25 protein-coding genes and 5 tRNA genes are annotated in these 26,417 nt (G+C 41.9%); 21 read left to right on the top strand and 9 right to left on the bottom strand.

Features of this window, described 5'->3' with window-relative positions; translation table 11 throughout:
• The first annotated feature begins 9 nt into the window (after positions 1-9).
• The 4 genes from prpC to B143_RS0107910 all read left to right on the top strand — a co-directional run bounded on the left by prpC (position 10) and on the right by B143_RS0107910 (position 4,951).
• Positions 10-1,170 (top strand): bifunctional 2-methylcitrate synthase/citrate synthase, encoded by a 1,161-nt coding sequence (gene prpC, locus B143_RS0107925; protein ID WP_018122862.1) that lies wholly within the window; start codon positions 10-12, stop codon positions 1,168-1,170.
• Between the two features lie 49 nt (positions 1,171-1,219).
• The gene (locus B143_RS0107920; RefSeq protein ID WP_018122861.1) at positions 1,220-2,647 is read left to right on the top strand and encodes a bifunctional 2-methylcitrate dehydratase/aconitate hydratase; all 1,428 of its coding nucleotides are present in this window, start codon (positions 1,220-1,222) and stop codon (positions 2,645-2,647) included.
• A gap of 100 nt (positions 2,648-2,747) precedes the next feature.
• The gene (locus B143_RS0107915; RefSeq protein ID WP_008316639.1) at positions 2,748-3,764 is read left to right on the top strand and encodes a mechanosensitive ion channel family protein; all 1,017 of its coding nucleotides are present in this window, start codon (positions 2,748-2,750) and stop codon (positions 3,762-3,764) included.
• 170 nt (positions 3,765-3,934) lie between these two features.
• Positions 3,935-4,951 carry a PTS sugar transporter subunit IIC gene (locus B143_RS0107910; RefSeq protein WP_018122860.1) on the top strand — a complete coding sequence of 339 codons (1,017 nt, stop codon included), beginning with the start codon at positions 3,935-3,937 and terminating at the stop codon, positions 4,949-4,951.
• Here B143_RS0107910 and B143_RS0107905 read toward each other — a convergent pair.
• Together B143_RS0107905 and B143_RS0107900 are read right to left on the bottom strand one after the other, a co-directional pair.
• The gene (locus tag B143_RS0107905; RefSeq protein ID WP_018122859.1) at positions 4,931-5,602 is read right to left on the bottom strand and encodes an alpha/beta hydrolase; all 672 of its coding nucleotides are present in this window, start codon (positions 5,600-5,602) and stop codon (positions 4,931-4,933) included. The genes B143_RS0107910 and B143_RS0107905 overlap by 21 nt on opposite strands.
• A gap of 72 nt (positions 5,603-5,674) precedes the next feature.
• Positions 5,675-5,971, bottom strand: coding sequence for an HAD family hydrolase (locus tag B143_RS0107900; RefSeq protein ID WP_018122858.1), 297 nt, complete (start codon positions 5,969-5,971; stop codon positions 5,675-5,677).
• A gap of 197 nt (positions 5,972-6,168) precedes the next feature.
• Between B143_RS0107900 and B143_RS0107895 the strand changes: the two genes are divergently transcribed.
• Positions 6,169-6,870 carry a fumarylacetoacetate hydrolase family protein gene (locus B143_RS0107895; protein ID WP_018122857.1) on the top strand — a complete coding sequence of 234 codons (702 nt, stop codon included), beginning with the start codon at positions 6,169-6,171 and terminating at the stop codon, positions 6,868-6,870.
• 95 nt (positions 6,871-6,965) lie between these two features.
• Complete coding sequence (locus B143_RS0107890) at positions 6,966-8,051, top strand: GTP pyrophosphokinase (RefSeq protein WP_038196245.1); 1,086 nt, start codon at positions 6,966-6,968, stop codon at positions 8,049-8,051.
• A 64-nt stretch (positions 8,052-8,115) separates the two neighbouring features.
• Here the strand turns inward: B143_RS0107890 and B143_RS0107885 are convergent, their stop codons facing one another.
• On the bottom strand, positions 8,116-8,427 hold the full coding sequence (locus B143_RS0107885; RefSeq protein WP_008316645.1) for a hypothetical protein: 312 nt from the start codon (positions 8,425-8,427) through the stop codon (positions 8,116-8,118).
• 145 nt (positions 8,428-8,572) lie between these two features.
• Positions 8,573-9,163, bottom strand: a complete 591-nt coding sequence (locus B143_RS0107880) for a class I SAM-dependent methyltransferase (protein WP_018122855.1) — start codon at positions 9,161-9,163, stop codon at positions 8,573-8,575.
• 86 nt (positions 9,164-9,249) lie between these two features.
• Between B143_RS0107880 and B143_RS09760 the strand changes: the two genes are divergently transcribed.
• Positions 9,250-10,305 (top strand): HNH endonuclease, encoded by a 1,056-nt coding sequence (locus B143_RS09760; RefSeq protein WP_018122854.1) that lies wholly within the window; start codon positions 9,250-9,252, stop codon positions 10,303-10,305.
• 740 nt (positions 10,306-11,045) lie between these two features.
• Here the strand turns inward: B143_RS09760 and B143_RS0107870 are convergent.
• Positions 11,046-11,131, bottom strand: a tRNA-Leu gene (locus B143_RS0107870).
• Positions 11,132-11,181: 50 nt separating this feature from the next.
• Positions 11,182-12,813: an amidohydrolase gene (locus B143_RS0107865; protein WP_018122853.1), complete on the bottom strand. Its 1,632-nt coding sequence runs from the start codon at positions 12,811-12,813 to the stop codon at positions 11,182-11,184.
• Between the two features lie 77 nt (positions 12,814-12,890).
• Here B143_RS0107865 and pdxY point away from each other — a divergent pair, with 77 nt between their 5' ends.
• Positions 12,891-13,769 (top strand): pyridoxal kinase, encoded by an 879-nt coding sequence (gene pdxY, locus B143_RS0107860; protein ID WP_018122852.1) that lies wholly within the window; start codon positions 12,891-12,893, stop codon positions 13,767-13,769.
• On the opposite strand, the gene B143_RS0107855 is transcribed toward pdxY, so the two are convergent.
• The 3 genes from B143_RS0107855 to B143_RS0107845 all read right to left on the bottom strand — a co-directional run bounded on the left by B143_RS0107855 (position 13,743) and on the right by B143_RS0107845 (position 15,412).
• The gene (locus B143_RS0107855; protein ID WP_018122851.1) at positions 13,743-14,051 is read right to left on the bottom strand and encodes a hypothetical protein; all 309 of its coding nucleotides are present in this window, start codon (positions 14,049-14,051) and stop codon (positions 13,743-13,745) included. The two genes, pdxY and B143_RS0107855, sit on opposite strands and share 27 nt — an antisense overlap.
• 123 nt (positions 14,052-14,174) lie before the next feature.
• Positions 14,175-14,789, bottom strand: coding sequence for a superoxide dismutase (locus B143_RS0107850; protein ID WP_008316682.1), 615 nt, complete (start codon positions 14,787-14,789; stop codon positions 14,175-14,177).
• A 101-nt stretch (positions 14,790-14,890) separates the two neighbouring features.
• Positions 14,891-15,412, bottom strand: coding sequence for an RDD family protein (locus B143_RS0107845; RefSeq protein WP_026165771.1), 522 nt, complete (start codon positions 15,410-15,412; stop codon positions 14,891-14,893).
• Between the two features lie 87 nt (positions 15,413-15,499).
• Here B143_RS0107845 and B143_RS0107840 point away from each other — a divergent pair, with 87 nt between their 5' ends.
• From B143_RS0107840 to rpoB, 13 genes are all read left to right on the top strand, one after another.
• A complete protein-coding gene (locus B143_RS0107840) occupies positions 15,500-17,134 on the top strand; it encodes a L,D-transpeptidase family protein (protein ID WP_018122849.1) in 1,635 nt (544 codons plus the stop codon).
• A gap of 48 nt (positions 17,135-17,182) precedes the next feature.
• Positions 17,183-17,267: transfer RNA gene (locus tag B143_RS0107835), tRNA-Tyr, on the top strand.
• A gap of 19 nt (positions 17,268-17,286) precedes the next feature.
• Positions 17,287-17,360, top strand: a tRNA-Gly gene (locus B143_RS0107830).
• An 11-nt stretch (positions 17,361-17,371) separates the two neighbouring features.
• Positions 17,372-17,447, top strand: a tRNA-Thr gene (locus B143_RS0107825).
• 33 nt (positions 17,448-17,480) lie between these two features.
• Complete coding sequence (gene tuf / locus B143_RS0107820; protein ID WP_026165770.1) at positions 17,481-18,671, top strand: elongation factor Tu; 1,191 nt, start codon at positions 17,481-17,483, stop codon at positions 18,669-18,671.
• A gap of 12 nt (positions 18,672-18,683) precedes the next feature.
• Positions 18,684-18,759: transfer RNA gene (locus tag B143_RS0107815), tRNA-Trp, on the top strand.
• A gap of 82 nt (positions 18,760-18,841) precedes the next feature.
• Positions 18,842-19,234 (top strand): preprotein translocase subunit SecE, encoded by a 393-nt coding sequence (gene secE / locus B143_RS0107810; protein ID WP_008315634.1) that lies wholly within the window; start codon positions 18,842-18,844, stop codon positions 19,232-19,234.
• Between the two features lie 2 nt (positions 19,235-19,236).
• Positions 19,237-19,764 carry a transcription termination/antitermination protein NusG gene (nusG, locus tag B143_RS0107805; RefSeq protein WP_008315633.1) on the top strand — a complete coding sequence of 176 codons (528 nt, stop codon included), beginning with the start codon at positions 19,237-19,239 and terminating at the stop codon, positions 19,762-19,764.
• Positions 19,765-19,868: 104 nt separating this feature from the next.
• Positions 19,869-20,300 carry a 50S ribosomal protein L11 gene (gene rplK / locus B143_RS0107800; RefSeq protein WP_008315632.1) on the top strand — a complete coding sequence of 144 codons (432 nt, stop codon included), beginning with the start codon at positions 19,869-19,871 and terminating at the stop codon, positions 20,298-20,300.
• Positions 20,300-20,992: a 50S ribosomal protein L1 gene (rplA, locus tag B143_RS0107795; RefSeq protein WP_008315631.1), complete on the top strand. Its 693-nt coding sequence runs from the start codon at positions 20,300-20,302 to the stop codon at positions 20,990-20,992. The genes rplK and rplA overlap by 1 nt, the downstream gene beginning before the upstream one ends.
• A 146-nt stretch (positions 20,993-21,138) precedes the next feature.
• Positions 21,139-21,642 carry a 50S ribosomal protein L10 gene (gene rplJ, locus B143_RS0107790; RefSeq protein ID WP_008315630.1) on the top strand — a complete coding sequence of 168 codons (504 nt, stop codon included), beginning with the start codon at positions 21,139-21,141 and terminating at the stop codon, positions 21,640-21,642.
• Positions 21,643-21,699: 57 nt separating this feature from the next.
• On the top strand, positions 21,700-22,068 hold the full coding sequence (gene rplL, locus B143_RS0107785) for a 50S ribosomal protein L7/L12 (RefSeq protein ID WP_008315629.1): 369 nt from the start codon (positions 21,700-21,702) through the stop codon (positions 22,066-22,068).
• Between the two features lie 215 nt (positions 22,069-22,283).
• Positions 22,284-26,405 (top strand): DNA-directed RNA polymerase subunit beta, encoded by a 4,122-nt coding sequence (gene rpoB / locus B143_RS0107780; protein ID WP_026165769.1) that lies wholly within the window; start codon positions 22,284-22,286, stop codon positions 26,403-26,405.
• The last annotated feature ends 12 nt before the right edge of the window (positions 26,406-26,417 follow it).

The following is a 26,417-nucleotide window of genomic DNA, read 5'->3' as shown; positions in this document are numbered from 1 at the left end:
GAGAATATCATGAGTAAAGTATTAGAGGTTATTGCACCAAGTTTTAGGCCCAAAAAATCCGTTGCCTTATCTGGCATGATCGCCGGTTCCACAGGATTGTGCACCGTCGGCATCAACGGCAATGAATTGCATTACCGCGGATATGACATTTTGGATTTAGCCGAACATTGTGAGTTTGAAGAGGTCGCTTATCTTCTCATTCATGGTAAGTTACCCACACAAAATGAACTCAATTTATATAAAAAGAAATTGAAGGCATTGCGTGGTTTACCAAAGGCTGTGCAAAAAGCCTTAGAAACTTTACCTGCCTCCTCCCATCCGATGGATGTATTAAGAACGGGCGTCTCTTTGATGGGCTGTATTTTGCCTGAGAAGGATAATCAAGATTGCGCTGCGGCGAAAGACATTGCCGATCGCTTAATGGCGTCGCTCGGTTCAATGTTGGTGTATTGGTATCACTATAGCCACAATGGTGTGCGTATTGAACTTGAAACAGAAGAAGATTCATTAGGTGGCCATTTCTTGTATTTATTGCATGGCCACAAACCTTCGCCTGAACATGTCAAAGCCATGCACATCTCATTGATTTTATATGCAGAGCATGAGTTCAATGCATCAACCTTTACAAGCCGCGTGATTGCAGGGACGGGATCGGATATGTATTCTGCCATCTCTGGCGCCATCGGTGCTTTACGTGGACCAAAACATGGTGGGGCCAATGAAGTTTCTTTTGAAATTCAGCAGCGCTATGACTCACCCGATGAAGCCGAAGCTGACATTGCCGAACGCGTAGCACGTAAAGAGATCATCATTGGCTTTGGTCATCCTGTGTATACGATTGCAGATCCTCGCAACATCGTGATCAAAAAAGTGGCGCATGATTTGTCGATGGAAGCCGGCTCTATGAAGATGTTCAACATCGCTGAACGTTTAGAAGAGTTCATGCAGCGCGAGAAAAATATGTTCCCGAACTTAGACTGGTTCTCTGCAGTGTCTTATCACATGATGGGCGTGCCAACGGCGATGTTTACCCCATTGTTTGCCATTGCGCGTTCTGCAGGCTGGGCAGCACACATCATTGAGCAACGCAAAGATAACAAAATCATCCGTCCATCTGCCCATTACAACGGCCCTGAGCCGATGGAGTTTGTATTCATTAACGAGCGTTAAGGGCATGCAAACATTCATTCACACAAAATTTAGAAAATAGGGAAGTACAATGCAAAAATTTGATCAAGTTTTAGTGGACATCGTCGATTACGTCACCAATTATGAAATTCAATCGCCCTTGGCGTATCAAACGGCTCATTACTGTTTGTTAGATACTTTAGGCTGTGGATTAGAGGCATTAGATTATCCGGCATGTACAAAATTGATGGGACCTATTGTCCCGGGAACTGTGGTGCCAAATGGTGCAAAAGTACCGGGCACACAATTTCAGTTAGATCCTGTGCAAGCGGCGTTTAACATTGGTGCCATGATCCGCTGGCTCGATTTTAATGACACATGGTTAGCGGCAGAATGGGGTCATCCTTCTGATAACTTAGGCGGTATTTTAGCAGTGGCCGATTGGCTCTCTCGCGTAGCGATTGCCAATGGTAAAGCGCCTTTAACCATGAAAGCAGTCTTAACGGGCATGATCAAAGCACATGAAATTCAAGGCTGCATTGCCCTTGAAAACTCCTTTAACAAAGTGGGCTTAGATCACGTGATTTTAGTGAAAGTGGCATCCACCGCAGTGGTTGCACAAATGCTGGATTTAACCCGTGAAGAGATCTTAAATGCGGTGTCCTTAGCATGGGTTGATGGGCAATCCTTAAGAACATATCGCCATGCGCCAAATACAGGTTCTCGTAAATCATGGGCAGCCGGTGATGCAACATCTCGCGCCGTTCGCTTAGCCTTGATGGCGAAAAAAGGCGAAATGGGTTATCCCTCTGTATTGACGGCGAAAACTTGGGGCTTTTATGATGTCTCTTTTAAAGGTCAAGCATTTAAATTCCAGCGCCCTTATGGCAGCTATGTGATGGAAAATGTGCTCTTTAAGATCTCATTCCCAGCGGAATTCCATTCACAAACGGCTGTAGAAGCTGCAATGACCTTAAAAGGCACATTAGATGTCATGGGTAAAACCTATGAGGACATCGAGAAAATCACCATTCGCACACATGAAGCATGCATTCGCATCATTGATAAGAAAGGTCCATTGAATAACCCAGCGGATCGTGATCACTGCATTCAATACATGGTGGCAGTCCCATTGATTTATGGTCGCTTAACGGCTGCGGATTATGAAGATACAATTGCGAAAAATCCTGCCATTGATGCTTTACGTGACAAAATGGAATGTGTGGAAGATCCACAATTTACCGCAGATTACCATGATCCTGAAAAGCGCTCGATCGCCAATGCTTTGACCGTTACTTTTAAAGATGGCACGGTGTTAGATGAAGTGGTGGTGGAATACCCCATTGGCCACAAGCGCCGCAGAACCGATGGCATTCCATTGCTCATCGAAAAATTCAAAGTGAATTTAGCGCGCCGTTTCCCTGAGAAACAACAAAACACCATTCTTGATGCATCGCTTGATTTAGATAAAATCTTAGAGATTCCTGTCAATGAATATGTGGATCTTTATGTAATCTAATCTCTCCATAACAATAAATTTGATTCCAGTCCTTTGCCCGCGCTATGCGGGCTTTTTTTCTGTAAAATGGCGGGATAATTTCATAACAGAAGGATAAACCATGATCACAGAAACATTATTAATGAAATATGCTGTGGGGGGCGGGATCATTTGCGTGGGCTTAGTGGCCTATTTGATCAGTGCATTTTGTGGCCGCCGCTTTAAAGACAGTAAAAAAGGGATCATCTCTCGTTTATTACAATCGGCAATTTTATGCGGCGTGGTGCTGATCATCTCTCAATATGTTCAATTTGCGCTCGTGGATTTTAAATTACATTTCATTTCGGCAGCGACTGTACAGTTGATCGCTGTTTTTTGGCTGGTGTTGATCATCACCAATCGTTTATTTAAAGTGATGAATCGCTTAGAAAAAGCCCAAGTGCGCAAACATGGTGATCCAACTTCTGCCCGCATCATTAATCGCGTATTAAAAATCATCATTTTCGGCATCATCGTGTTGATGTTTGGTGAGCATTTTGGCTTAAGTTTATCCGGCTTATTGGCATTTGGCGGGATCGGTGGGATCGCCATTGGTATGGCGGGTAAAGACATTTTAAGTAACTTCTTTTCCGGCATCATGCTCTATTTTGATCGCCCCTTTAATATTGGTGATTGGGTGAGCTCGCCGGATCGCCAGATTGAAGGCACTGTGGTGGAAGTGGGCTGGCGCATTACCAAAATCATGACGTTTGATCATCGTCCTTTGTATGTCCCAAATGCTGTATTTTCCGCCATCAGTGTGGAAAACCCTGGGCGTATGACCAATCGACGCATCAAAACTGAGCTTGGTTTGCGTTATGATGATGCCGATAAGGTGGGTGACATTGTCAATGACATTCGCACCATGTTGCAGCAGCATCCCAAAATTGATGCCACACAAACATTATTGGTGTATTTCAATGAGTTTGCAGACTCTTCGTTAAACATCATGATTTATTGCTTTACTAAAACTACGGTATGGGCGGAGTGGTTAGAAGCGCAGCAAGAAGTCTATTTAGAGATGATCAGCATCGTGCATAAACATGGTGCAGATTTTGCCTTCCCAACACAAACGTTGTACATGCAAAAATCTGCATAAATTTGATGACTGTATTTTTAATCCTGCCTTCGGGCGGGATTTTTTTATGGTTCAATTGTTTTATGTATTAAACAATTTTTAATAAATTATTATCTTGAATTTTATATATTAAATGTTAGAGTATTTTTCCAAGCGATTTTGCTTATCTTTTATGCATTTTGGAGGAGATCATGTTGGAGTGGATGAAGCGAAAAGGGGTGCAATGGTCAGCGCGCACTTATTTCGTGGATGCCTTGAGTTATATGGCGCTTGGGCTGTTTTCATCATTGTTAATCGGGCTCATCATCAAAACGATTGGCACGCAGCTTGGTATTGAGCTATTTGTGGAGCTTGGCACTTTTGCGATGGATGGCAAAGTGGTGGGCGCGGCCATTGGCGTTGCGGTGGCATATGCCTTGAAAGCACCGCCATTATTGTTGTTCAGTGCCATTTTTGTGGGCGCGATGGGCAATCAAGTCGGTGGCGTGGCGGGCAGCTATTTTGCTGTTTTAGTGACCGTTGAGCTCGTTAAACTTCTCTATCAAACCACTCAACTGGATATTTTAGTGGTGCCGTTTAGCATGATTTTGATGGGCTATGGCAGTGCACAATTGATTGGCTTACCCATTCAAGAATTGATGAGTTATTTAGGCAATACCATTAACTGGGCAACGATGCAGCATCCACTCATTATGTCCATGATTGTGGCCACCATTATGGGACTTGCACTCACAGCGCCCATTTCAAGTGCAGCGCTCTCATTTATGTTGGGGTTAGAAGGCGTTGCTGCTGGTGCTGCGGTGATTGGTTGCTCGGCACAAATGGTGGGCTTTGCTGCCATCAGTTATCGGGAAAATGGTTTCTCGGGAGCGGTTGCGCAAGGCATTGGCACCTCGATGTTGCAAATTGGCAACATTGTGAAAAACCCATGGATTTTAGTGCCGCCAACGCTCGCAGGGCTCATCTGTGCGCCGATTGCGATTGTGGGCTTTGAGATGCTCAACAACAAAGCGGGCGCTGGCATGGGTACCAGTGGTTTTGTGGGGCAATTCATGGCATTTGAAACCATGGGATTTTCTGTGCACACCGCAAGTTTAGTGTTGGTGTTTCACATCATTTTACCCATTGTATTGAGCCTTGGCATTGCGATGCTGATGCGTCAAAAAGGACTCATCAACACAGGGGATTTAACCCTCACTTTGCGTTAATTGTTCAGACAGCCATTGGCCAATTTGTTGAATCTCAGCTTCTGAAGCTTCATGGCGCATCGGATAGGTGTGCCATGCTGCATTGACGCCAAGATTTTCCAGTCCATCTTTGGCGGCTTTCCCATATTCAATCGGAACCACAGGATCAAGCGTGCCATGCAGATGAATGCTCGGGATATTTTTCTGAATCTCGGTTAAGGGTTGATCAGAACTTGTGGGGAAGTAGGTGGACAGTGCTAAAACGCCGCCAAGGGGTAAATCTTCATGCACATAAGCTGTGTGTAACACAACGGCGCCCCCTTGGGAAAATCCTGCCAAAAAGATGCGATCGATGGCAATGCCTTGATTGACCATATCATCAATCAATGCGCGAATTGTACGTGCAGCTGCATCGAGCTCTTCAACTTTGACGGTGCGCGGATGCGTTAAATCAATCAAGTCATACCAAGCGGGCATGACATAGCCGCCGTTGAGTGTCACCGGTAAATCCGGCGCTTGGGGCAAAATGTAACGGGTTGAAGGTGTATAACGATCTTGTAAATAATGGGCAACCGGTGCAAAGTCCTGTTGAGAGGCGCCAAGACCGTGGAGCCAGATCACTGCTGAGTCAGCAGTGATGGGCGAATCAATGATTAATGGGGCTTTTGCCATGGTGAATGCTCCTAAGGGAATCATACAAAAAAAGAGGATGATGCGGCGATAGAATCTCATGGCATCACACCATTAGTCTACACGCATGCTCATTTGTGTTAAGACGATGTTCATGCGGCGAATGTTTTCTGCGGTGGGTTCAGCGCCATATTGTGTGCGCCATGAGTTCACAATGCTAGGGAGAGACAATAAATACTGCACGCGACCTGAAAAAGGCAATGCCATTGAGCCGTGCGCTTGTTCTGAGGTTAATTTGATGTTAAAGGCTTCGAAGAGTTCAACAAGGATGTTCATCATTTCAGTGTATTTATGGTTCACATTTTCACCTTGATGGTTGATGGCAGTTGTGCTGCTAAGAGTGTGTTGCATTGAGGCTTCCTGAGTAATCTCGCATAGATGATAGAGCGTGTTGACAATAAGATCAAAGGGTTGAATTGACCGTCAACGGTTATAATGATAGTACAAAAATGAAAAAGTGGCGATTTTTTATCAAAAAATGATAGTACGTGCGAAATGTGCCGCATCATTATATGATGCAGAATCACCATAAAAATTAGGAGGATTCTATGTTTGCTGAATACATTTTCCCACCCCACAGCGTGGTGGCTTTACCCATTAAAAAATATCAATTAACGATGCCCATTCATCGCATTTTTTGTGTGGGGCGCAATTATCTTGCCCATGCCAATGAGATGGGCAGCTCTGTGGATAAAGCGACGCAAGAGCCCTTTTATTTTTTAAAGCATCCAAGCCATTATGCACCGAGTGGCAGCACGATTCCTTATCCATCGCGCACACAAAATTTACACCACGAAATGGAGCTTGCCGTCATCATCGGGAAAGAGGGTGCGAACATTCCTGTCGAAGCGGCAAAACATTATATTTTTGGTTATGCATGTGCGCTAGATATGACGCGCCGTGATCTACAAGCACAAATGAAAGAGCGCCGCCTCTCTTGGGACATTGCCAAGGATTTTGAAAATGGCGCCATTATCTCAGAAGTGGTGCCAATTGCTGAGTGCGGTGAATTAACGAGCGGCAAGATTGAGTTGTCCGTCAATGGAGAGGTGAAGCAATCCTCTGATTTGGCACAAATGATCTGGTCAGTGGATGAGATCATTGCCCATTTATCCACGCTTTATACGTTAATGCCGGGCGATGTTATTATGACTGGCACGCCAGAAGGTGTGGGCGCTGTGGTGGCTGGGGATGAATTGACAGGACACATTGATGGCATTGGCGACATTACGCTGAAAATAGGGGAATAGATCGCATGACTATGGCATAGTTTACAGGGATCACGTAGACTATCGCCATAGATCTATTTAACAGAAAGATTAGGATCATTATTATTACAAATTCGATAGAATTAACACAATGTTCTCGTACATTAGATTATGAGATTGAAAAAAGACGTTTTGGTAAATTTTATGCTGAACAATTTCAGCGTTTAGAAGAGGCAAAAACAGCATTTTGTGCATTAATTAACGCGCTTTTGACGCATTCACAAACCATTCCAATTTCTAAAATTGAGGGTCGGATTAAAGATCGTGAAGAGTGCATGCATAAATTTAATTTAAAATATCGCAAAGCACTCGAAGCCGATGAAATACCGTACATGATTAAAGAACACATCTCTGATTTGATTGGCATTCGGGTGGTGTGTCTGTATGAGGATGACATTGATGTGATCCGCACAGTGCTTGAGCAGCACTTTGATACCATTGAGGTGACCAATAAATCGGCACAAATGGAGAGTACTGAAGGTTCATTTGGCTATAAGGGCTTACATTTAGATTTACGTTTAGGCAGTGCACGCCAAGAAATGCCAGAGTATAAATCATTTGTGGACTTTAATTTTGAGTTACAAATCCGCACGATCATTCAAGATTCATGGAGCGTGTTAGATCATAAAATTAAATATAAAAAATCCATTCCAACGCCTTTAAAACGTCGGATTAATACTTTAGCCGCCCTTTTTGAGCTTGCTGATCGAGAGTTTCGGGAGATTCGTTCAGCAACAGAGGATGAAATTAAAAAAGCCGAAGCCATGGAGGATGATGCGCAATTGTTGCAAACAAATATGCATCCTCATAAAGTGTACGGCGCCGGTGGAGAGTTAACCGCATTTGGATTTTTAAAAATTGCGAAACACTTTTTTAGTAATGATGATTTTGAACCTCATAAGGTCGATGGTTTTACGCAAGAAATCGTCTCTTTAGCACCGAATATGACGCGCATGCAATTTAATGAAGCCATGAAAAATCATATCGCAAAGGTCAAAGTCTATAAAGCTCATTATGAAAAAGAAAATGGTGGCATTAAAAGTATGAATCCTTATACATTGATTCGCCATTGTCTATATCTGACCGATGCATCACTGTATGCTTCGTTATTAACGCGTTCGACAAAAGAAAACTTTGATCAGTGGTTAAAACAAGGGATGTAGTTTGATCCATCAATTGTAAAAAGGCAGAACATGTGTTCTGCCTTTTCTTTTGATGAGGGTGAGATTAATCTGCCGAATGCATCGCGCGTAGATACTCTTCTTCATTGAGGCAGCCTTTTTTCGTCACGGCAAAACGATCAAAGTTTAAAATGCCCATGTCTTTTGCCTCAGCACGATCTAAACAGCCATCGCCGTTTTTATCTGCTTGCGCAAAAGTGTCGATTTGAAAATTTGGCTCCACTGTTCTGTACTGTACATCAATCACTTCTGTGCCGTCTTTGGTATCTTTGACGGTAAAAATGGTTTCCACAGATTGGGCGTGCGCAATTGCAGATGCCATCAATAAGGTTAAGCTCAATAGGATGGTTTTTTTCATTCAATGCCTCCTTAAAATTTTCTAATGGATCTTTAATGTAAACGATTTTTGGGTGTAAACCAAGATGGGCATGAGCAATTGGCAGAATGTATTTATATTATTTTTTCAATTGTCATCATTGATAAATATATGCAGATTGTTAGTATTAGACTATGTTTCGCTTGATAAATAAAATATTTAACCATTGTTCTTTTCTAGCTGGACGATTATCTTCTGTTCGCCACATCTTAAACAATAAAATATTATCATAATCTAATAATTTTAAGCTTTGTGTTTCATTCATATCGATAAATAATCGAGTGTCATTAACACGATCTTGATTTCCATATTTAAATGAAAGGTAACAAATACCATGATTTTTTAATGCATTAATAATTTTTTTGATGACTTCAGGTAATCTAGAACGTTCGCAGTGTAGTAATGAAGCACAGGCCCAAATGCCATTGTATGTATCGACAATATTTAAATCATAAAAACTTTTATGTTGAATATTAAGACCTGTTTTAATTTTAGCTAATTTCACAAGACTTTTAGAATAATCAAATGCATCAACATCAAATCCTAAGGTTTTAAAATATATAGCATCTCTACCTGAGCCACAGCCAATATCTAAAATTTTTCCAGATTTGGGCATTAATGTCAAAAAAGGTTCATAAAGATTAGTCATATTGATTGTAAATGTATTCTCTATAAATATTTTTGCATTTTGTTCATAAAAATCTTGTGTTTTACGCATAAAAATTACCAATATTAGATTGATTAAAGTATTTTTAATATTTAAAGTATTAAAGGAGTTAAAATAAATTATAGGATAATAATGTCATGCTACCAAAGGCAGAAGAACAATTAGATTTTTTGCAGAAGATACATCTGATTTTAGAAACTGGCAATACTACATCAACATATAAATTTGCATTATTACTAGCGATCACAAATTTAGCAATTATACAGGGTGAAGATAACAATAATACTCTAACGTTAAGCTATAATGATATCGCGGAACAGTTTATTATCCAATATTGGAAGCAAAGTTTACCTTTTGAATATGTTGAAAAAAAGGGTTTTGTATTACAACAAAATACAGGTAAGCAAATTGTTATTATTCAGGATATTCAAAAATTAATATGTAAATATCCAACTTTATCAAAGGCTATGAAGAGTATTGAGTGGAATAATCTTATTCAGAAGGCAGCAAGAACAATTAAGACTTATCCAGCACGATTTTTACAAAATATTGAAGGACAAAGTTTTAATTTTTTATATACTTGGCAAGCAACAGGAACGCATTTACAGTTAAATAAAAATATTATGTATTGTTTGCGCCAATTTAACTATATAATTAGACAGTTAGTTCAAAAAAAATGGGCTGATTTTGTATGTAAGCTACCAAAAAATAAGGAGATTTTGAAGGATCAGCATGATATACAAATGTTTTTATTTGATGAACAGCGGACATCTTTAAAAAAAGTTTCTGATATATATATGGAGTTGCAAAATAATTGTTGTTTTTATTGCCAGCAAAAAATAAATGGTATTGCTGAAGTGGATCATTTTATTCCATGGTCATATTATCAACAAGATACATTACATAATTTTGTGATTGCCGATAAAAAATGTAATGGTGCAAAGAGTAATTTTTTAGCAGATCCTCAATTATTAAGAAAATGGTTAGAAAGAAATAAAAAATATGGTGATACTATTCATTCTGCATCTGAAGATATAGGTATTATTAGTAATTTAGAGACTACAATAAATATTGCTCAATGGGCATATCAGCGAGCAATTAATAATGAAGCATTAGTCTGGACACCACCAAAAGAATTAGTTCAATTAAATATTGATAATGGAAGAGATACGATTCAGGAATATTTTCAGTAAAGTGCCTAGTATTTATAGATAAATTATAGACGTATGAGAGTTGATATCTGAACTAATGGGCAACTATTTAGACACTATTGAAATGAAATATACTAAAAAATTAATTTAATAATTATATGTAAATTTACAAATTTTTTAATTATTTTTATATAAATACATATAGCAATTTACTAGATTATCAAATATTTTGGGGATACCACTCCCCAAAATCCTACTCATTGAAAATATTAATAAGTCTCTGTTAGGGAAATAAGTATCGCAACTATTGTTTAAGTTTTTCTAAAAATGCCACTGTTTGTTTGATGACTTCACAAGCTGCTAGGAAATCATTAAATTTTCTATGAGTTAATATGACTTAATCATAGGTCTTGAGTATGTTTGGTGTGATTTTGTCATAACTTAGATAATTACTCTGTTAAGATCATGCCACTTGCTGAAGCTGCACGTTCAATTAATTTTTTCATTTCTGGTAAAACCCTCACTCTGTTTTTCTATTTTTCGATCATGAGATATCTCTTGATATTTAGAGTATCAATCTATAATTATACGAACATTAAGTGGATAATTGTGTAACTTAAAATATAAAATAATTTTGGGTTTAAAAACGGTTTTAAATCAGAAACAAACCATCAAAATCAGAGAATGATCAAAAAGTAGTCATTTTAGTGAACAGTTTATTGAACAACTGAACTTCCAGATGCAAAAAAGCCCGCTGTTTAGCGGGCTCTAGAGCTTTTATTTGGTACCGAAGGAGAGACTCGAACTCTCACGCTTTTAAAGGCAGAGGATTTTGAATCCTCCGTGTCTACCATTCCACCACTCCGGCAAGTGAGAAGCTATTTTAAGATCTTCTCAGAGATTGTCAATGATTTTTTATCAAATCGTGATATTTTTTCCACCCATATAGACAGCGATTGGCTTAATTGTATGAATTGCTTTAGGTTCTATGGCCAATGGATTTTGATTCAGGATGACAAAATCAGCAAATTTATCCACTTCTAATGAACCAATAATGGACTCACTGCCGAGCATATATGCCGCATCGATCGTGACAGAGCGCAAAACCTCAAGAATGGAGAGATCACGATCATTGTCATGTTTAAAGTCATCGTCTAATAAAGTGCGTGTCATCCCCACTTGAAAATGTCCCCATAAATCGAGTGGATCAATCGGCCAATCGCTGCCATATGCCACCCGAATGCCATGATCATACAACTGACCGGCGCACTCAAAGCCTTGCATGCGCGTAGCGCCAAGGAGCTCAGTGAAGCTCTCATGCGTTGCTTGATCCATGCCCGCCCATTGTAGAGATTGCGCCGCGATGACATTTAAGTCACGGTAGCGCGCATATTGATCGGGTGCAGTTAATTCATTGTGTGCAAAGGCAGGGCGCACCGCAGGATTAGGCGCTGCTGTGTGGGCGCTTTCAATGACATTTAAAGCAAAATCAATGCCGGCATCGCCCACTGTATGCATGTGTGGATGCCAACCGAGCGGATAAGTGGCCGTTAATAATGCGCTGAGCAAGGTGTGATCATAATAACAATCCCCATGATGATCATTGGCATCAATCTGATAAGGTTCACGCAATAATGCCGTATGCAGTGGCGCTTGCATCACGCCATCAATAAAAAATTTAATGTGCGTGACTGTGGTGGTGGGTGCAGTTGCCGTTTGGGGAAGGGAAAAGGTTGCCATAAAGCTTGAAACGTCCTCAATGGCCTTTGGAATGTCATCCACCGTTGGAAAATTTTTCGCAGGGATTTCACGGGCACCAAAAACACGCAGCGTTAATTCATTGCTATGCATCAATGCCTTAAAAGCTTTGAGAGAAACTTCATCAACGCGTGCATCCATGACAGTGGTGACGCCTTGGGCGTTAAGGAGTTTTTGTGCGCGCCTTGCCACCGTGAGGGCATAATCTTCAGAATAGCGCGTCACTTCATCAAATGCTTGCATGGCAGGGCCATCTTCTAAAATACCGTGATCATATGCATTGCTTGGCAATGTCACGGTTTTAAAAGCAGAGAGCGCGCAGCCATTGCACACTAAAATGTGGCAATCATTGGAAAAGACGATGATGGGCACATTATTGGCAATGGCATCTAAGTCCGCTCGCGTCAATTCACTGCCAATCGGCAGCATGTCCGGTTGCATCCAACCGCGCACAATGATCCAACCGTCACCATGTTCAGTAAGGTAATCTTGTGTATAAGTTTTGATGTGGGTTAACACTTCATCCTTCGTTAAAATCAGATGTTTTAAGTCGCAGCTTAAGGATTGCGAAGCGCCCCAAAAAGGATGCAAATGCGCATCAATGAGTCCTGGCATCACAAATTGCCCATGCAAATTGATGATGTCTGTTGTTTGGCCGGCGAGGGCAAGGATGGTGGCATCATCTCCAATGGCGACAATGCAGCCTTCATTCATCGCCATTGCACTGTAGATGGCGTTGTTAGCATCTGCACTGAAAATGGTGCCATTGTGGACAATTAAGTCAGCAATCATAGAAGGCTCCTCTTTGTTTTAATAATGGGCTAAATTTGGTTAGTATATAGCGATGATGACAATAACGGAATTTAACCATGGCAAAATCAGCGCCTCAACGAGTTTTAACCATTCAATCCCATGTCACCTTTGGGCATGTGGGGAATGACGCCGCCGTCTTTACTTTGCAACGCCTTGGCATTGAGGCGATGCCCATTCATACGGTGCAATTTTCTAATCACACAGGTTATGAGATTTTTACGGGTGAAGTGTTTGGGGCGGATCATATTGAAGCGGTGATGGATGGCTTGATACAAAATGATTTATTAAATGGTGTGGATGCCGTATTGTCTGGCTATTTAGGCAGCGTTGCCATAGGGCGGGTGATTCATCGGGCGCTGGACATTGTGCGCAGCCACAATCCACAGGCCATTTATGTGTGTGATCCTGTCATGGGGGATAAAGATGATGTGGGCGGATTTTTTGTGGATGACACCATTCCGCCCTTTATGCAAAAAACATTGGCAAAAGCTTCGATCATTACGCCGAATCATTTTGAATTTGAAGTGTTGTGTGGCCGCTTGATCAATACATTGGCAGATGCTGTCACAGCGGCGCGGGCTTTGATGGCTCAACATGATGCATTGCATACCGTGCTCATCACCAGTTTTCGGGAAGATGACGCAGCCGATGAATTGATGACTTTAGCGATTACACCATCAGAGGCTTGGTGTGTCACAACGCCGCGCTGTGATTATCTTCCAATGCCCAGCGGAATGGGCGATACATTTTCTGCCTTGTATTTAGGCCACATTTTAAATGGTCGATCCATTGAATATGCCATCAGTTATACCACTTCAGCATTGTATGCTTTTGTGATGGATACAGACAATGGCGCGCGTGATCTTTCCATCATTCGCGAGCAAGCCCAGATGATTGAGCTTTTGGTTTTATTTGATGCACTGCCGATTGTATAAAAACTCAATCAACTCATGAAGCGTTGTGACATCGCAATCAGTGGGCGCAAAACCATATTCTGCGTGCCATGCTTGTGCAATGGCGGCAGAGAATAATAAAGCCTCGATATGTGCACGAGAACCTAAGGGCAGGGCAGTGTCATACAAAATTGATAAATTCAGGGGAAGATTAAAGGTGATGAAGGTTATCATCACAGCATCTGTCATGGGGCAAAAAGTATGTGCCTGCATGGCCGCATTCCAATGAGTGAGCTGTGTTGTGATGAGGGTTGAGCGTTCCATAATGATCCTTGGTGAGGGTTATAATTGTTAGGTTCACTATAAAAAAGAAATGTGACAATGATATGAAGCCATAAAAAAAGCCCTCAATTGAGGGCTTTCATCGTCATTAGGATGCAGGCTAAATTATTTAGCTGCTAAGAAACGACGGTTCACTTCGTTCCAGTTTACAACGTTCCAGAATGCTTTGATGTAGTCAGGACGCACGTTGCTGAATTTTTTGTAGTAAGCGTGTTCCCAAACGTCGATTGTCAATACAGGTGTTTTACCAATCGTTAATGGAGAATCTTGATTAGAGGTTGACATGACTTCTAAGTCGCCATCTTTGTTCACAACCAACCATGCCCAACCTGAACCGAATTGGCCTGTGGCTGCTGCTGCGAATTTTTCTTTGAATGCATCAAAGCTACCGAATGCTTTTTCGATCGCGGCTTTGATTTCGCCCGTCGGTTCGCCACCTGCGTTAGGTGCCATGATTTCCCAGAATAATGTGTGGTTTGCGTGACCGCCACCGTTGTTACGCACAGCGTTACGGATCTCTTCAGGCACAACATCGTTCAATTTTGCGATCAACTCATCGATTGGCAATTGAGCCAATTCAGGATGATTTGCAATCGCATTGTTTAAGTTGTTCACGTAAGTATTGTGATGCTTATCGTGATGTAAATGCATGGTTTCTGTATCGATGTGTGGTTCTAAAGCATCGTGTGCATAAGGTAAATCAGGTAATGTATAAGCCATAATTAATCTCCGTTTAATGAATGAATTGATGGTCATTTCAACCGCTCTAGTGTATCAGTTTCTAGAGCAGATACAAAATCACGCATGGCGTGCATCCGTGATTATTTTTTGGTTTTTGGCAACTGCACCACACGCGTTTGTGTCCATAGATCATAGAACGTGGTGCGATTGTTAAAAAATGCCATACCTAAGCCATAAAGGGCAAGGAGGGCAGAGGCCATAGGAATCATGGCTGCCGTTGTCCATTGTACGCCGATGGCATAATTGATGCCAAAAAAGGCAATCGCAATGGCAAGCACAAATAAAACGGCGCGCGTTGCACTGATTTTTGGGGAGAGAGTTTCACCGTGCGTTGTGACAACGCGTAAACGCCAGCTGCGCATGCCTAAAGTTTGACCGCCTTTGTGCCAAAAGTAAGTATAGAAAACAATCGGTGTAAAAATGGTGCACGTTGTGATCATTAATGGATACAATGCATGACCCGGTTCAATGGCCACGCCATGATTAAACGGTAACCAAATTAAGGTCACCAGCATCATTAATGGGATGATCAAAAACAGATCGTAGACAAAGGCCAACATTCTTTTAAGCGCAGTCGCTTTTGGTATCGATTGTGGTGACATTGTAAATAACCGCTATACTATAAAATTAAATGAATCGTATAATAACATGCTTCTTTGTGGGGCTAACTTTTTAGATTGTGGACAGTTATGAAAAAAACAATATTATTCTGTGTATTAGCTTTAACATCACCCATTGTGCTTGCCAACTCAAATGTGGGGCAAGAGCCTGTGTTGTCACAATCTGTGGTTAAAAGTTTAACACAACAAAATAAGGCGCAATTGCGCGCAAATAAAGGCAACGTAGGGCAGTTTTATCAAAGCTTTTATGCGGCTCATCCTGATGCGAGCTTTGTGTGGTTAGATCAAGGCAAAATGACGCCACGCGCTGAAAAAGCATTAGAAATGTTGCGTGCAAGTCACCATAAAGGACTATTTCCTGCACGTTATCACGTTGCGGCGATTGATGCATTGCTCGCTTCAGATTTAACGGATGCGAACAATCAACAAACCTTAGATTTACTCATGACGGATGCAATGCTCAGTTACTTGCGTGACATCTCTGTCGGGCAGCCTGAACTGATTGCCATTGAAACCAAAAATTGGTTATTGCCACGTGATCCATTTGATGCAGTTGCGGCATTAAAATTGGTGTTAGCCTCTGATGATATGGCATCAGAAGTGGCGCTCTTTGAACCGAATCACACGCAATATCAGCAATTGGTGAAAAGTTTAGGGCAATTACTCGACAATACTGATTTTTCCGCGCCAGAAACACAAGTTAAAGTGGGCGGTAAGCTCTCTTTAAATGACAGTGGTGCAAATGTTATGGCACTCAATAATCGCTTGATTGAGCTCGGCTTTTTAGCGGAAAGTCATCATGATCAAAAAACATTTGATGCAAAAACAAAAGCAGCTGTGCAAGCCTTTCAACGTGCCCATTTATTAGAGCCTGATGGCGTTGTGGGTCGCAGAACGCAGCTTGAGCTCAATAAAACGAATCGTGATCGCGTCACGCAATTGATGGCGAATATCGAAAGATGGCGCTGGATGCCCAAAGATTTGGGGCAACACTATTTAGTGGTGGACATTCCAAGCTTTGAATATTATGTGGTGAAAGATGGACAAGAAACGGTGCGTGCTAAAACCATTGTGGGTAAAGCACAGCGCTCTACGCCGGTGTTTATGGCGCCCATGAATCACATCGTGTTTGCACCTTATTGGCATGTGCCACGTTCGATGGCGGTGAAAGATCAATTGCCGAAGTTAAAGCAAGATCCTGAGCGTTTAGCGCGTTCTAAGATCCGCATTTATGATAAAGCAGGCAATGAAATTGATCCAACAATGGTGGATTGGTCACAATATAATACGAGTAACTTCCCGTATCAATTGCGCCAAGATCCCGGCAATTACAATGCGCTTGGTAAGGTGAAATTCATGTTCCCGAATAAACACGCGATTTATTTGCACGATACACCACAAAAAAGCCTCTTTGGTAAAACAGAGCGCACCTTTAGTTCGGGCTGTATCCGCATTGAAAATCCTGTGGAGCTTGCAGAATACTTCTTAAAAGATCAGGATTGGAAAGTGGATCAGGTGAAAAAAGCGTACGATGGTGATAAAGAGCGCACCGTGCGTTTAAAAGAAGACATGCGTTTTCCGGTGTACACAATCTATATGACAGCGGCTGTGAATCCTGATGGACAGACGGTTTATCGCTCAGATATTTATGATCGTGATCCGGCAATGCAAAAGGCGATTGATAAATTAATAGGCAATCTCTAAAAAAAAATTGACATAAAAGAAATGTTGCCTATAATGGCAACTCTCTCGGGTGGGATACTCAAGCGGTCAACGAGGGCAGACTGTAAATCTGCTGGCTAAGCCTTCGAAGGTTCGAATCCTTCTCCCACCACCAAATTATAAGATTGAAAAAAGCGGGTGTAGTTCAATGGTAGAACCTCAGCCTTCCAAGCTGATTGTGAGGGTTCGATTCCCTTCACCCGCTCCATTCGTTTAAGCGCTCATATAGCTCAGTTGGTAGAGCACACCCTTGGTAAGGGTGAGGTCGCCAGTTCGATTCCGGCTATGAGCACCATTACTTCCCTTTTTAACATAGAGTGATTTGAGTATGTCAAAGGAAAAATTTAGTCGTAGTAAACCACACGTAAACGTGGGTACAATTGGTCACGTTGATCACGGTAAAACAACCTTAACAGCTGCGTTGACTAAAGTAGGTGCTGACCGTTTCGGTGGCGCTTCTCAAGCTTATGACCAAATCGACAAGGCTCCAGAAGAAAGAGCACGTGGTATCACGATCTCTACTTCACACGTTGAGTACGAATCAGAAGGTCGTCACTACGCGCACGTTGACTGTCCTGGACATGCTGACTATGTTAAAAACATGATCACAGGTGCTGCCCAAATGGATGGCGCTATCTTAGTATGTTCTGCAGCGGATGGCCCTATGCCACAAACGCGCGAACACATCTTATTGTCTCGTCAAGTAGGTGTTCCATACATCGTTGTATTCTTGAACAAAGCAGACATGGTAGATGACGCTGAGTTGATCGAATTGGTTGAAATGGAAGTTCGCGACTTATTGAGCACTTATGATTTCCCAGGTGATGATACACCAATCATCGTTGGTTCTGCATTGAAAGCTTTAGAAGGCGATGAATCAGAAATCGGCGTACCTGCAATCATTAAATTAGTAGAAGCATTAGATACTTACATCCCTGAGCCAGTACGTGAAATCGACAAACCATTCTTGATGCCTATCGAAGATGTGTTCTCTATTTCTGGTCGTGGTACAGTAATCACTGGTCGTATCGAATCTGGTATCGTTAAAGTGGGTGAAGAGTTGGAAATCGTTGGTATTACACCAACTATGAAAACAACTTGTACTGGTGTTGAAATGTTCCGTAAATTATTGGATCAAGGTCAAGCTGGTGATAACGTGGGCGTTCTTTTACGTGGTACAAAACGTGAAGAAGTACAACGTGGTCAAGTATTAGCTAAACCAGGTTCAATCAAGCCTCACACTAAATTCGAAGCTGAAGTATACGTATTGTCTAAAGATGAAGGCGGCCGTCATACTCCATTCTTCAAAGGTTACCGTCCACAGTTCTACTTCCGTACAACTGACGTAACTGGCGCTGTTGAATTACCAGAAGGCGTAGAAATGGTTATGCCTGGTGACAACATCAAGATGGTTGTTGAGTTGATCAACCCAATCGCAATGGATGAAGGTTTACGTTTCGCAATTCGCGAAGGTGGCCGTACTGTTGGTGCTGGTGTTGTAGCTAAGATCATCGCGTAAGAAAAAGATTAAGGGTTGGTAGTTCAATTGGTAGAGCAACGGTTTCCAAAACCGTAAGTTGAGGGTTCGAGTCCTTCCCAGCCCGCCATCATTTAAGAAAGCAGCACTACGCTGCTTTTTTAATTTGAGAAAAATATGTATAATGGGTAATTTGTTTCCGAGAAATGACTATGAGTAAAAAAGAAAATCAGGTTGTGGCCAAGGAAAAGGCTGAAAAAGGCAAGTTGCAGGTATGGTTGTCTGTCATTCTGTTATTGGCTGGCATTTTTGGATACTATTACTTGATGGATACGAAGTTGGCATTGGCCTTTGTGTCATTAGGTGCTGGCGTCGTACTTTTTTTGGCAACTTTTTTAACATCAGTGACTGGGAAGAATTTGATCCTATTCTTTAAAGAGTCTCGCATTGAGCTTCGCCGTGTTGTATGGCCAAGCTGGGATGAGACCAAAAAGATGACATTGATGGTTTTAGTTGTGATGGCGCTTTTCTTGATTTTCTTACTCCTATCCGACTGGATTTTAGGTGGAATCGTGTCATTCTTGTTAGCACGCTTTGGGGGTTAATCATGCGTTGGTATGTTATTCAGGCTTACTCTGGTTATGAAAATCAGGTAATGAAAGCGCTGAAGGAATACGTTGCTCGTGCAGGTTTGGATGAGTTTTTTGGCGAAATTATTGTGCCTTCGGAAGAAGTGGTCGATGTTCGCGATGGTAAAAAACGTAAAAGTGAGCGTAAATTCTTCCCAGGTTATGTATTGGTTCAAATGGATATGAACGATGATACATGGCATTTGGTGAAAAATACGCCAAAAGTGATCGGTTTCATTGGTGGCACAGGCGATCGTCCGATGCCCATCACTGAGAAAGAAGCCAGCCACATTCTAAACAGAATGGCAGAGGCGGAAGAAGGTCCTAAATTAAAAGTATTGTTTGAAGTGGGTGAGTCTGTTCGTGTGACAGATGGTCCATTTGCAGAATTCAATGGTGTTGTGGAAGAAGTGTTGGCAGATAAAGGTCGTTTGATCGTATCTGTAATGATTTTTGGTCGTGCAACGCCAGTGGAATTAGAATTTTTCCAAGTCGAAAAAAGCTAATTCATAAAATATCTATTGTGGTTTGGGATTATATTGTGTATAATTTCAAACCTTTTGTTATTGGGGAGCAAATTTTTGCGCTGACCCATTTTTAGGAGATAATCATGGCCAAGAAAGTAACGGCTTATATCAAATTGCAGGTTCCAGCTGGTAAAGCTAACCCTGCGCCACCAATTGGTCCAGCATTGGGTCAACACGGTGTAAACATCATGGAATTCTGTAAAGCTTTCAATGCTGAAACTCAGCAAATGGAAGTTGGCATGCCATTGCCAGTTGTGATTACAGTTTACAACGACCGTTCATTCACTTTCATCAAGAAAACCCCTCCAGCGGCTTACTTGTTGAAAAAAGCTGCAGGTTTAAAATCTGGTAGCTCAAACCCTAACACTAAGAAAGTGGGTAAAGTGACGCGTCAGCAATTAGAAGAAATCGCTGAAACTAAAGGCGCTGACCTTTCTGGTGCAACAATGGAAGCGAAAGTACGCACATTAGCAGGCAGTGCTCGCTCAATGGGTATTGAAGTGGAGGGTCTATAATGGCTAAGCAATTAACTAAACGCGCAAAAGCAATCAACGAAATGGTTGATGCACAGAAAATCTATTCTGCAGACGAAGCGTTCAAATTATTGTCTGAAATTCCACGTGCAAAATTCTTAGAATCAGTAGACGTTGCGTTGAACTTAGGCGTTGATCCACGTAAAAGTGATCAAGTTGTCCGCGGTGCAACAGTAATGCCAAACGGTACAGGTAAAACTGTACGCGTTGCAGTATTCGCTCAAGGCGCAAACGCAGAAGCAGCTAAAGCAGCTGGCGCTGACGTTGTGGGTTTTGAAGATTTAGCAGAAAGCATCAAAGCAGGTAACTTAGACTTTGACGTTGTGATCGCATCTCCTGATGCAATGCGCATCGTGGGTCAATTAGGTCAAGTATTAGGCCCACGTGGTTTAATGCCTAACCCTAAAGTTGGTACAGTAACACCTGATGTTGCTGGCGCTGTAAACAATGCTAAATCTGGTCAAGTTCGTTTCAGAACTGACAAAAACGGTATCATTCATTGTTCAATCGGTAAAGTAGATTTCGACGCAGCTAAATTGCAAGAAAACTTAAAAGCATTGATCACTGAAGTGAATCGTTTGAAGCCTTCTTCAGCGAAAGGTATCTATTTGAAGCGTGTGACTGTATCTTCAACGATGGGTCCAGGCTTATTGGTTGACGTAGCGTCAATCTAATCAGATTAGAACTTCCTGCTTCGGCAGGAAGTGTCTGAGACCGTAGAGGCTAAAAGGCTTAATATTCTACGTAGACGGTGACCTAACTATAGTGATCCGTAAGGCCCCTTGAAAAAGGGATGTTTAATAACTACTTATGGTGACGTATGTTAACTTTACAAGAGAAACAAGCAGTTGTTGCTGAAGTTTCTGAAATTGCAAGTCGTGCGCATTCATTAGTTGCAGCTGAATACCGTGGTTTAACAGTAGCTCAATTGACAGCTTTACGTGAAAAAGCTCGTGCAGGTGATGTATACTTACGCGTTATTAAAAACAGCTTAGCTAAGCGTGCGTTAGCAAATAGCAATTTTGAAAGCATTAATGATCATCTTGTTGGCCCGATTATTCTTGCATTCTCTATGGATGAAGAAGATCCAGTTTCAGGCGTTCGTGCAATTCACGAATTCTTGAAAGATAAAGCGAACGAGAAAATGGCTGTTAAAGCAATCGTTCATGATGGTGCCCTCTATGAAGGCAGCGAATTAGAACGCATCGCTTCACTACCAACAAAAGACCAAGCCATCTCTATGTTCTTGGCTGTGCTCAAAGCGCCTGTACAAAAATTGGCAGCAACTTTGGCAGCAGTTCGCGATCAGAAAGAAGCGGCTTAAGCTTAACGCTATTTGTTTTATATAGAAGATTATTTATAAATTTTTTAGGAGTCTAAAATGTCTGTGTCTAAAGATGATATTTTAAATGCAATTGAAGAAATGAAAACTGCTGAAATCATGGAATTGATCTCTGCAATCGAAGAAAAATTCGGCGTAACTGCTGCTGTTGCTGTAGCGGCTGGTCCTGCTGCTGGCGCTGCTGCTGCTGAAGAAAAAACTGACTTTGACGTTGTAATGACAAGCTTTGGTTCTAACAAAGTAAACGTAATCAAAGTTGTTCGCGCAATCACTGGCTTAGGCTTAGGTGAAGCGAAAGCAATGGTTGAAGGCGTACCTGCAACTGTTAAAGAAGGCGTTGAAAAAGCTGAAGCTGAAGAAGTTAAGAAACAACTTGAAGAAGCTGGTGCAACAGTTGAATTGAAATAATTACAATTTCTTTGAACGAGCTGAATTATTCAGTAAACCTGTTTAGGAAATTTGTAATTTGAAGATCTATATTTAGATATAATTTTTAACCAAAGGCTAGTGGTGAACCACTGGCCTTTAGTAGCTTGTTGATCTGTAAGCTAGAAAAAGTGGATTATGATCAATGATGTTCTTTTTCTAGTTTGCCTTTTAACTAAGTAAGCCTTGAGGATTTGATAATGTATTCTTTTACAGAAAAAAAGCGTATCCGTAAAGATTTTGGGAAGCAGTCGAGCGTTTTAGACGTCCCATATCTTTTATCGATTCAATTAGATTCATACGAAAACTTCCTACAACAAGGTGAAAATCGTAAGAAGCGTAAAAACCAAGGCTTACAAGCTGCCTTTGAATCTATTTTCCCCATCACAACAACGAAGGCAAAAACGCCAACGGCTCCAGGTTATACTTTAAGCCTTGAGTATATGGATTATCACTTAGGTGAGCCTGAATTTGATGTGCGCGAATGCCAGTTGCGTGGTGTCACGTATTCTGCGCCTTTACGTGTGGGTATGCGCTTACGTATTTCTGATGCTGATACAAACGCGATCAAAGAAGTTCGCGAAGCAGCCATCGACCGTTTTGGCCGTGGTGGTGTGTATTTAGGTGAGTTACCCCTCATGACCGAAAACGGTACATTTGTGATCAACGGGACTGAGCGTGTTGTGGTTTCTCAGTTGCACCGTTCTCCGGGTGTATTCTTTGATCATGACAAAGGTAAAAGCCATTCTTCAGGCAAATTATTATTCTCAGCACGTGTGATTCCTTACCGTGGCTCTTGGTTAGACTTTGAATTTGACGTGAAAGATTTATTGTACGTGCGCATTGACCGTCGTCGTAAATTACACGCAACTGTATTGTTACGCGCATTAGGCTTGAGCGATACAGAAATCTTAGACACTTTCTTCGATAAAAATACATTCCTCTTCGAAGATGGCAAAATTTACTTAGAATTAATCGCAGATCGTTTACGTGGTGAAATCGCTGCCTTTGACATTGTGGTGAATGATCAGTTAATCGCTGAACGTGGCCGCCGTATCACAGCAAAACACATCCGTGAATTGACCAAGGCAGGCGTTGAAAAATTAGAAGTACCGGTTGAATACTTAATTGGCAAAGTGATCGCAGAAGACATCTTTGATGAAGATACAGGCGAAGTATTGTTGCTAGCCAATGAAGTATTGACGTACGACTTAATTGTTGAGCGCTTAGCACAGAAAAATATTAAACGCATCAATGTATTGTATACAAATGATGTGGATCGTGGTTCTTATATCTCTGACACGTTGCGTGCAGACATCACGAAAACTCAGTTAGAAGCGCAAGTAGAAATCTACCGTATGATGCGTCCTGGTGAACCACCTGCGAAAGAAGTGGCTGAAACATTGTTCCACAGCTTATTCTTTGACATTGATCGTTATGACTTATCTGCCGTTGGCCGCATGAAGTTCAATCGTCGTTTAAACCGCGGTACGGATGTGGGCGAAGGTACGTTGTCTAACCAAGACATCATTGATGTGATCAAAACATTGGTGGACATCCGTAATGGTAACGGCAATGTAGATGACGTGGATCACTTAGGTAACCGTCGCGTACGTTGTGTGGGCGAAATGGCTGAAAACGTATTCCGCATTGGTTTGGTGCGCATTGAACGTGCAGTGAAAGAGCGCTTATTGCTTGCAGAAGCAGAAGGCTTAACACCACACGAGCTCATCAATGCTAAACCTGTGGCAGCGGCAATGAAAGAATTCTTTGGTTCTTCTCAGTTGTCTCAGTTCATGGATCAGAATAACCCATTGTCAGAAATCACGCATAAACGTCGTATCTCTGCATTAGGTCCAGGTGGTTTGACGCGCGAACGCGCAGGCTTCGAAGTTCGAGACGTTCACACCACTCACTATGGTCGTGTGTGCCCAATCGAAACACCTGAAGGTCCAAACATCGGTTTGATCAACTCATTGGCATGTTATGCACGTACAAACGAATATGGCTTCTTAGAAACGCCTTATCGTAAAGTGGTGGATGGTCATGTGACCAATGAAATCGAATACTTATCTGCTTATGAAGAGATGGAATTTGGTATTGCTCAGGCAAACGCACGTTTGACGGAAACTGGCGAATTTAAAGATGATTTAATTGCCTCTCACGTGAATGGTGAGTTCATCCTCTTGACGCGTGATCAAATCCAATACATGGACGTATCACCTCGCCAAATCGTATCTGTGGCCGCAGCCTTGATTCCATTCCTTGAGCACGACGATGCTAACCGTGCCTTGATGGGATCGAACATGCAACGACAAGCCGTTCCAACTTTGCGTTCAGACAAACCTTTAGTGGGTACTGGTATTGAAAGCACTGTGGCACGTGACTCTGGCGTATGTATCGTGGCTAAACGTGGTGGTATTGTTGATTATGTGGATGCTACGCGCATCGTTGTTCGTGTGAACGAAGACGAAACCAAGCCAGGTGAAGCGGGCGTTGACATTTATAACTTAACGAAATACATGCGTTCTAACCAAAGTACATGTATCAACCAACGTACATTGGTGCGTGTGGGTGATCGTGTCTCTGCAAAAGACGTGATGGCGGATGGTCCTTCCACTGACTTAGGTGAATTGGCATTGGGTCAAAACATCTTAGTGGCGTTCATGCCATGGAATGGTTATAACTACGAAGATTCCATCTTAATCTCTGAGCGTGTGGTGCGTGAAGATCGTTTCACAACCATTCACATTGAAGAATTAACATGTGTGGCGCGTGATACGAAGTTAGGGCCTGAAGAAATCACCTCTGACATTCCAAATGTATCAGAAGCTGCATTAACAAAATTAGATGAAGCTGGTATGGCGTTCATCGGTGCTGAAGTGAAAGCCGGTGACATCTTAGTGGGTAAAGTTTCGCCAAAAGGTGAAACACAATTAACCCCTGAAGAAAAATTATTGCGCGCAATCTTTGGTGATAAAGCGTCAGATGTTAAAGATACCTCTTTACGTGTGCCAACAGGTATGGATGGTACGGTGATTGACGTTCGCGTATTTACTCGTGATGGCATCGAAAAAGATAGCCGTACACGTGAAATCGAAGCGGCTGAATTAAAACGCATCCGTAAAGATTTGAACGATCAATTGCGCATCTTAGAAGATGACTTATTTGACCGTGCACAGCGCTTATTGATGGCCAATGCTGCGGCTTCTGGCAACAAAGGTTTCAAAGCCGGTGCAAACTTCACAGAAGACTACTTAATGAGTTTAGATCGTGAAGATTGGTTGAACTTAGCATTGAAAGAAGAAGATGCTGCCAATGATTTAGCGCAATTGAAAGAATTGTTATCACAACAACGCAAAGAGTTTGATAAGCAATTTGAAGAGAAACGCGAAAAATTAACGCAAAGCGATGAATTAGCGCCGGGCGTATTGAAAATGGTTAAAGTTTACTTAGCCGTTAAACGTCGCATTCAACCGGGTGATAAAATGGCCGGTCGTCATGGTAACAAAGGTGTTGTGTCCATGATCGTTCCTGAAGAAGACATGCCATACATGGAAGATGGTACACCTGTGGACATCTGTTTGAATCCACTGGGCGTTCCATCACGTATGAACATCGGTCAGATTTTAGAAACTCACTTAGGTTGGGCAGCAAAAGGCTTAGGTAACAAGATTCAACGCATGTTGGAAGAAAAATCAGCAATGAGTGATCTTCGCAGCTTTGTGGACGAAATCTATAACAAAGATGAAAGTGCACAAAAAGTTGATTTAGCTGAATTCTCTGACAATGAGTTCTTAGAGTTGTGTCACAACTTGAAGAAAGGTGTGCCAATGGCAACACCAGTATTTGATGGTGCCTCTGAAGAGGAGATGCGTCGTATGCTCCGTTTAGCGGACTTGCCAGAATCTGGTCAAATCACGCTTTACGATGGTCGCACAGGTGATGCGTTTGACCGTCCAGTAACCATCGGTTACATGTACATGCTTAAATTGAACCACTTAGTGGATGACAAAATGCATGCGCGTTCAACAGGTCCTTACTCATTAGTGACGCAACAACCATTGGGTGGTAAAGCACAATTTGGTGGTCAGCGCTTTGGTGAGATGGAGGTGTGGGCACTGGAAGCTTATGGTGCATCCTATACACTTCAAGAAATGTTGACAGTGAAATCGGATGACGTTGTCGGTCGTACGGAAGTTTATAAGAGTATTGTGAATGGAGAGCATCGAATGGATACAGGAATGCCAGAATCATTCAACGTTCTCGTCAAAGAGATCCGTTCTCTTGGTATCAATGTAGAGTTAGATGGTGAGTAATTGTCGATTACT

The organism is Wohlfahrtiimonas chitiniclastica DSM 18708, from assembly GCF_000375345.1.
Classification (GTDB): Bacteria; Pseudomonadota; Gammaproteobacteria; order Cardiobacteriales; family Wohlfahrtiimonadaceae; genus Wohlfahrtiimonas; species Wohlfahrtiimonas chitiniclastica.
This window is presented reverse-complemented; position numbering and strand designations above follow the sequence as displayed.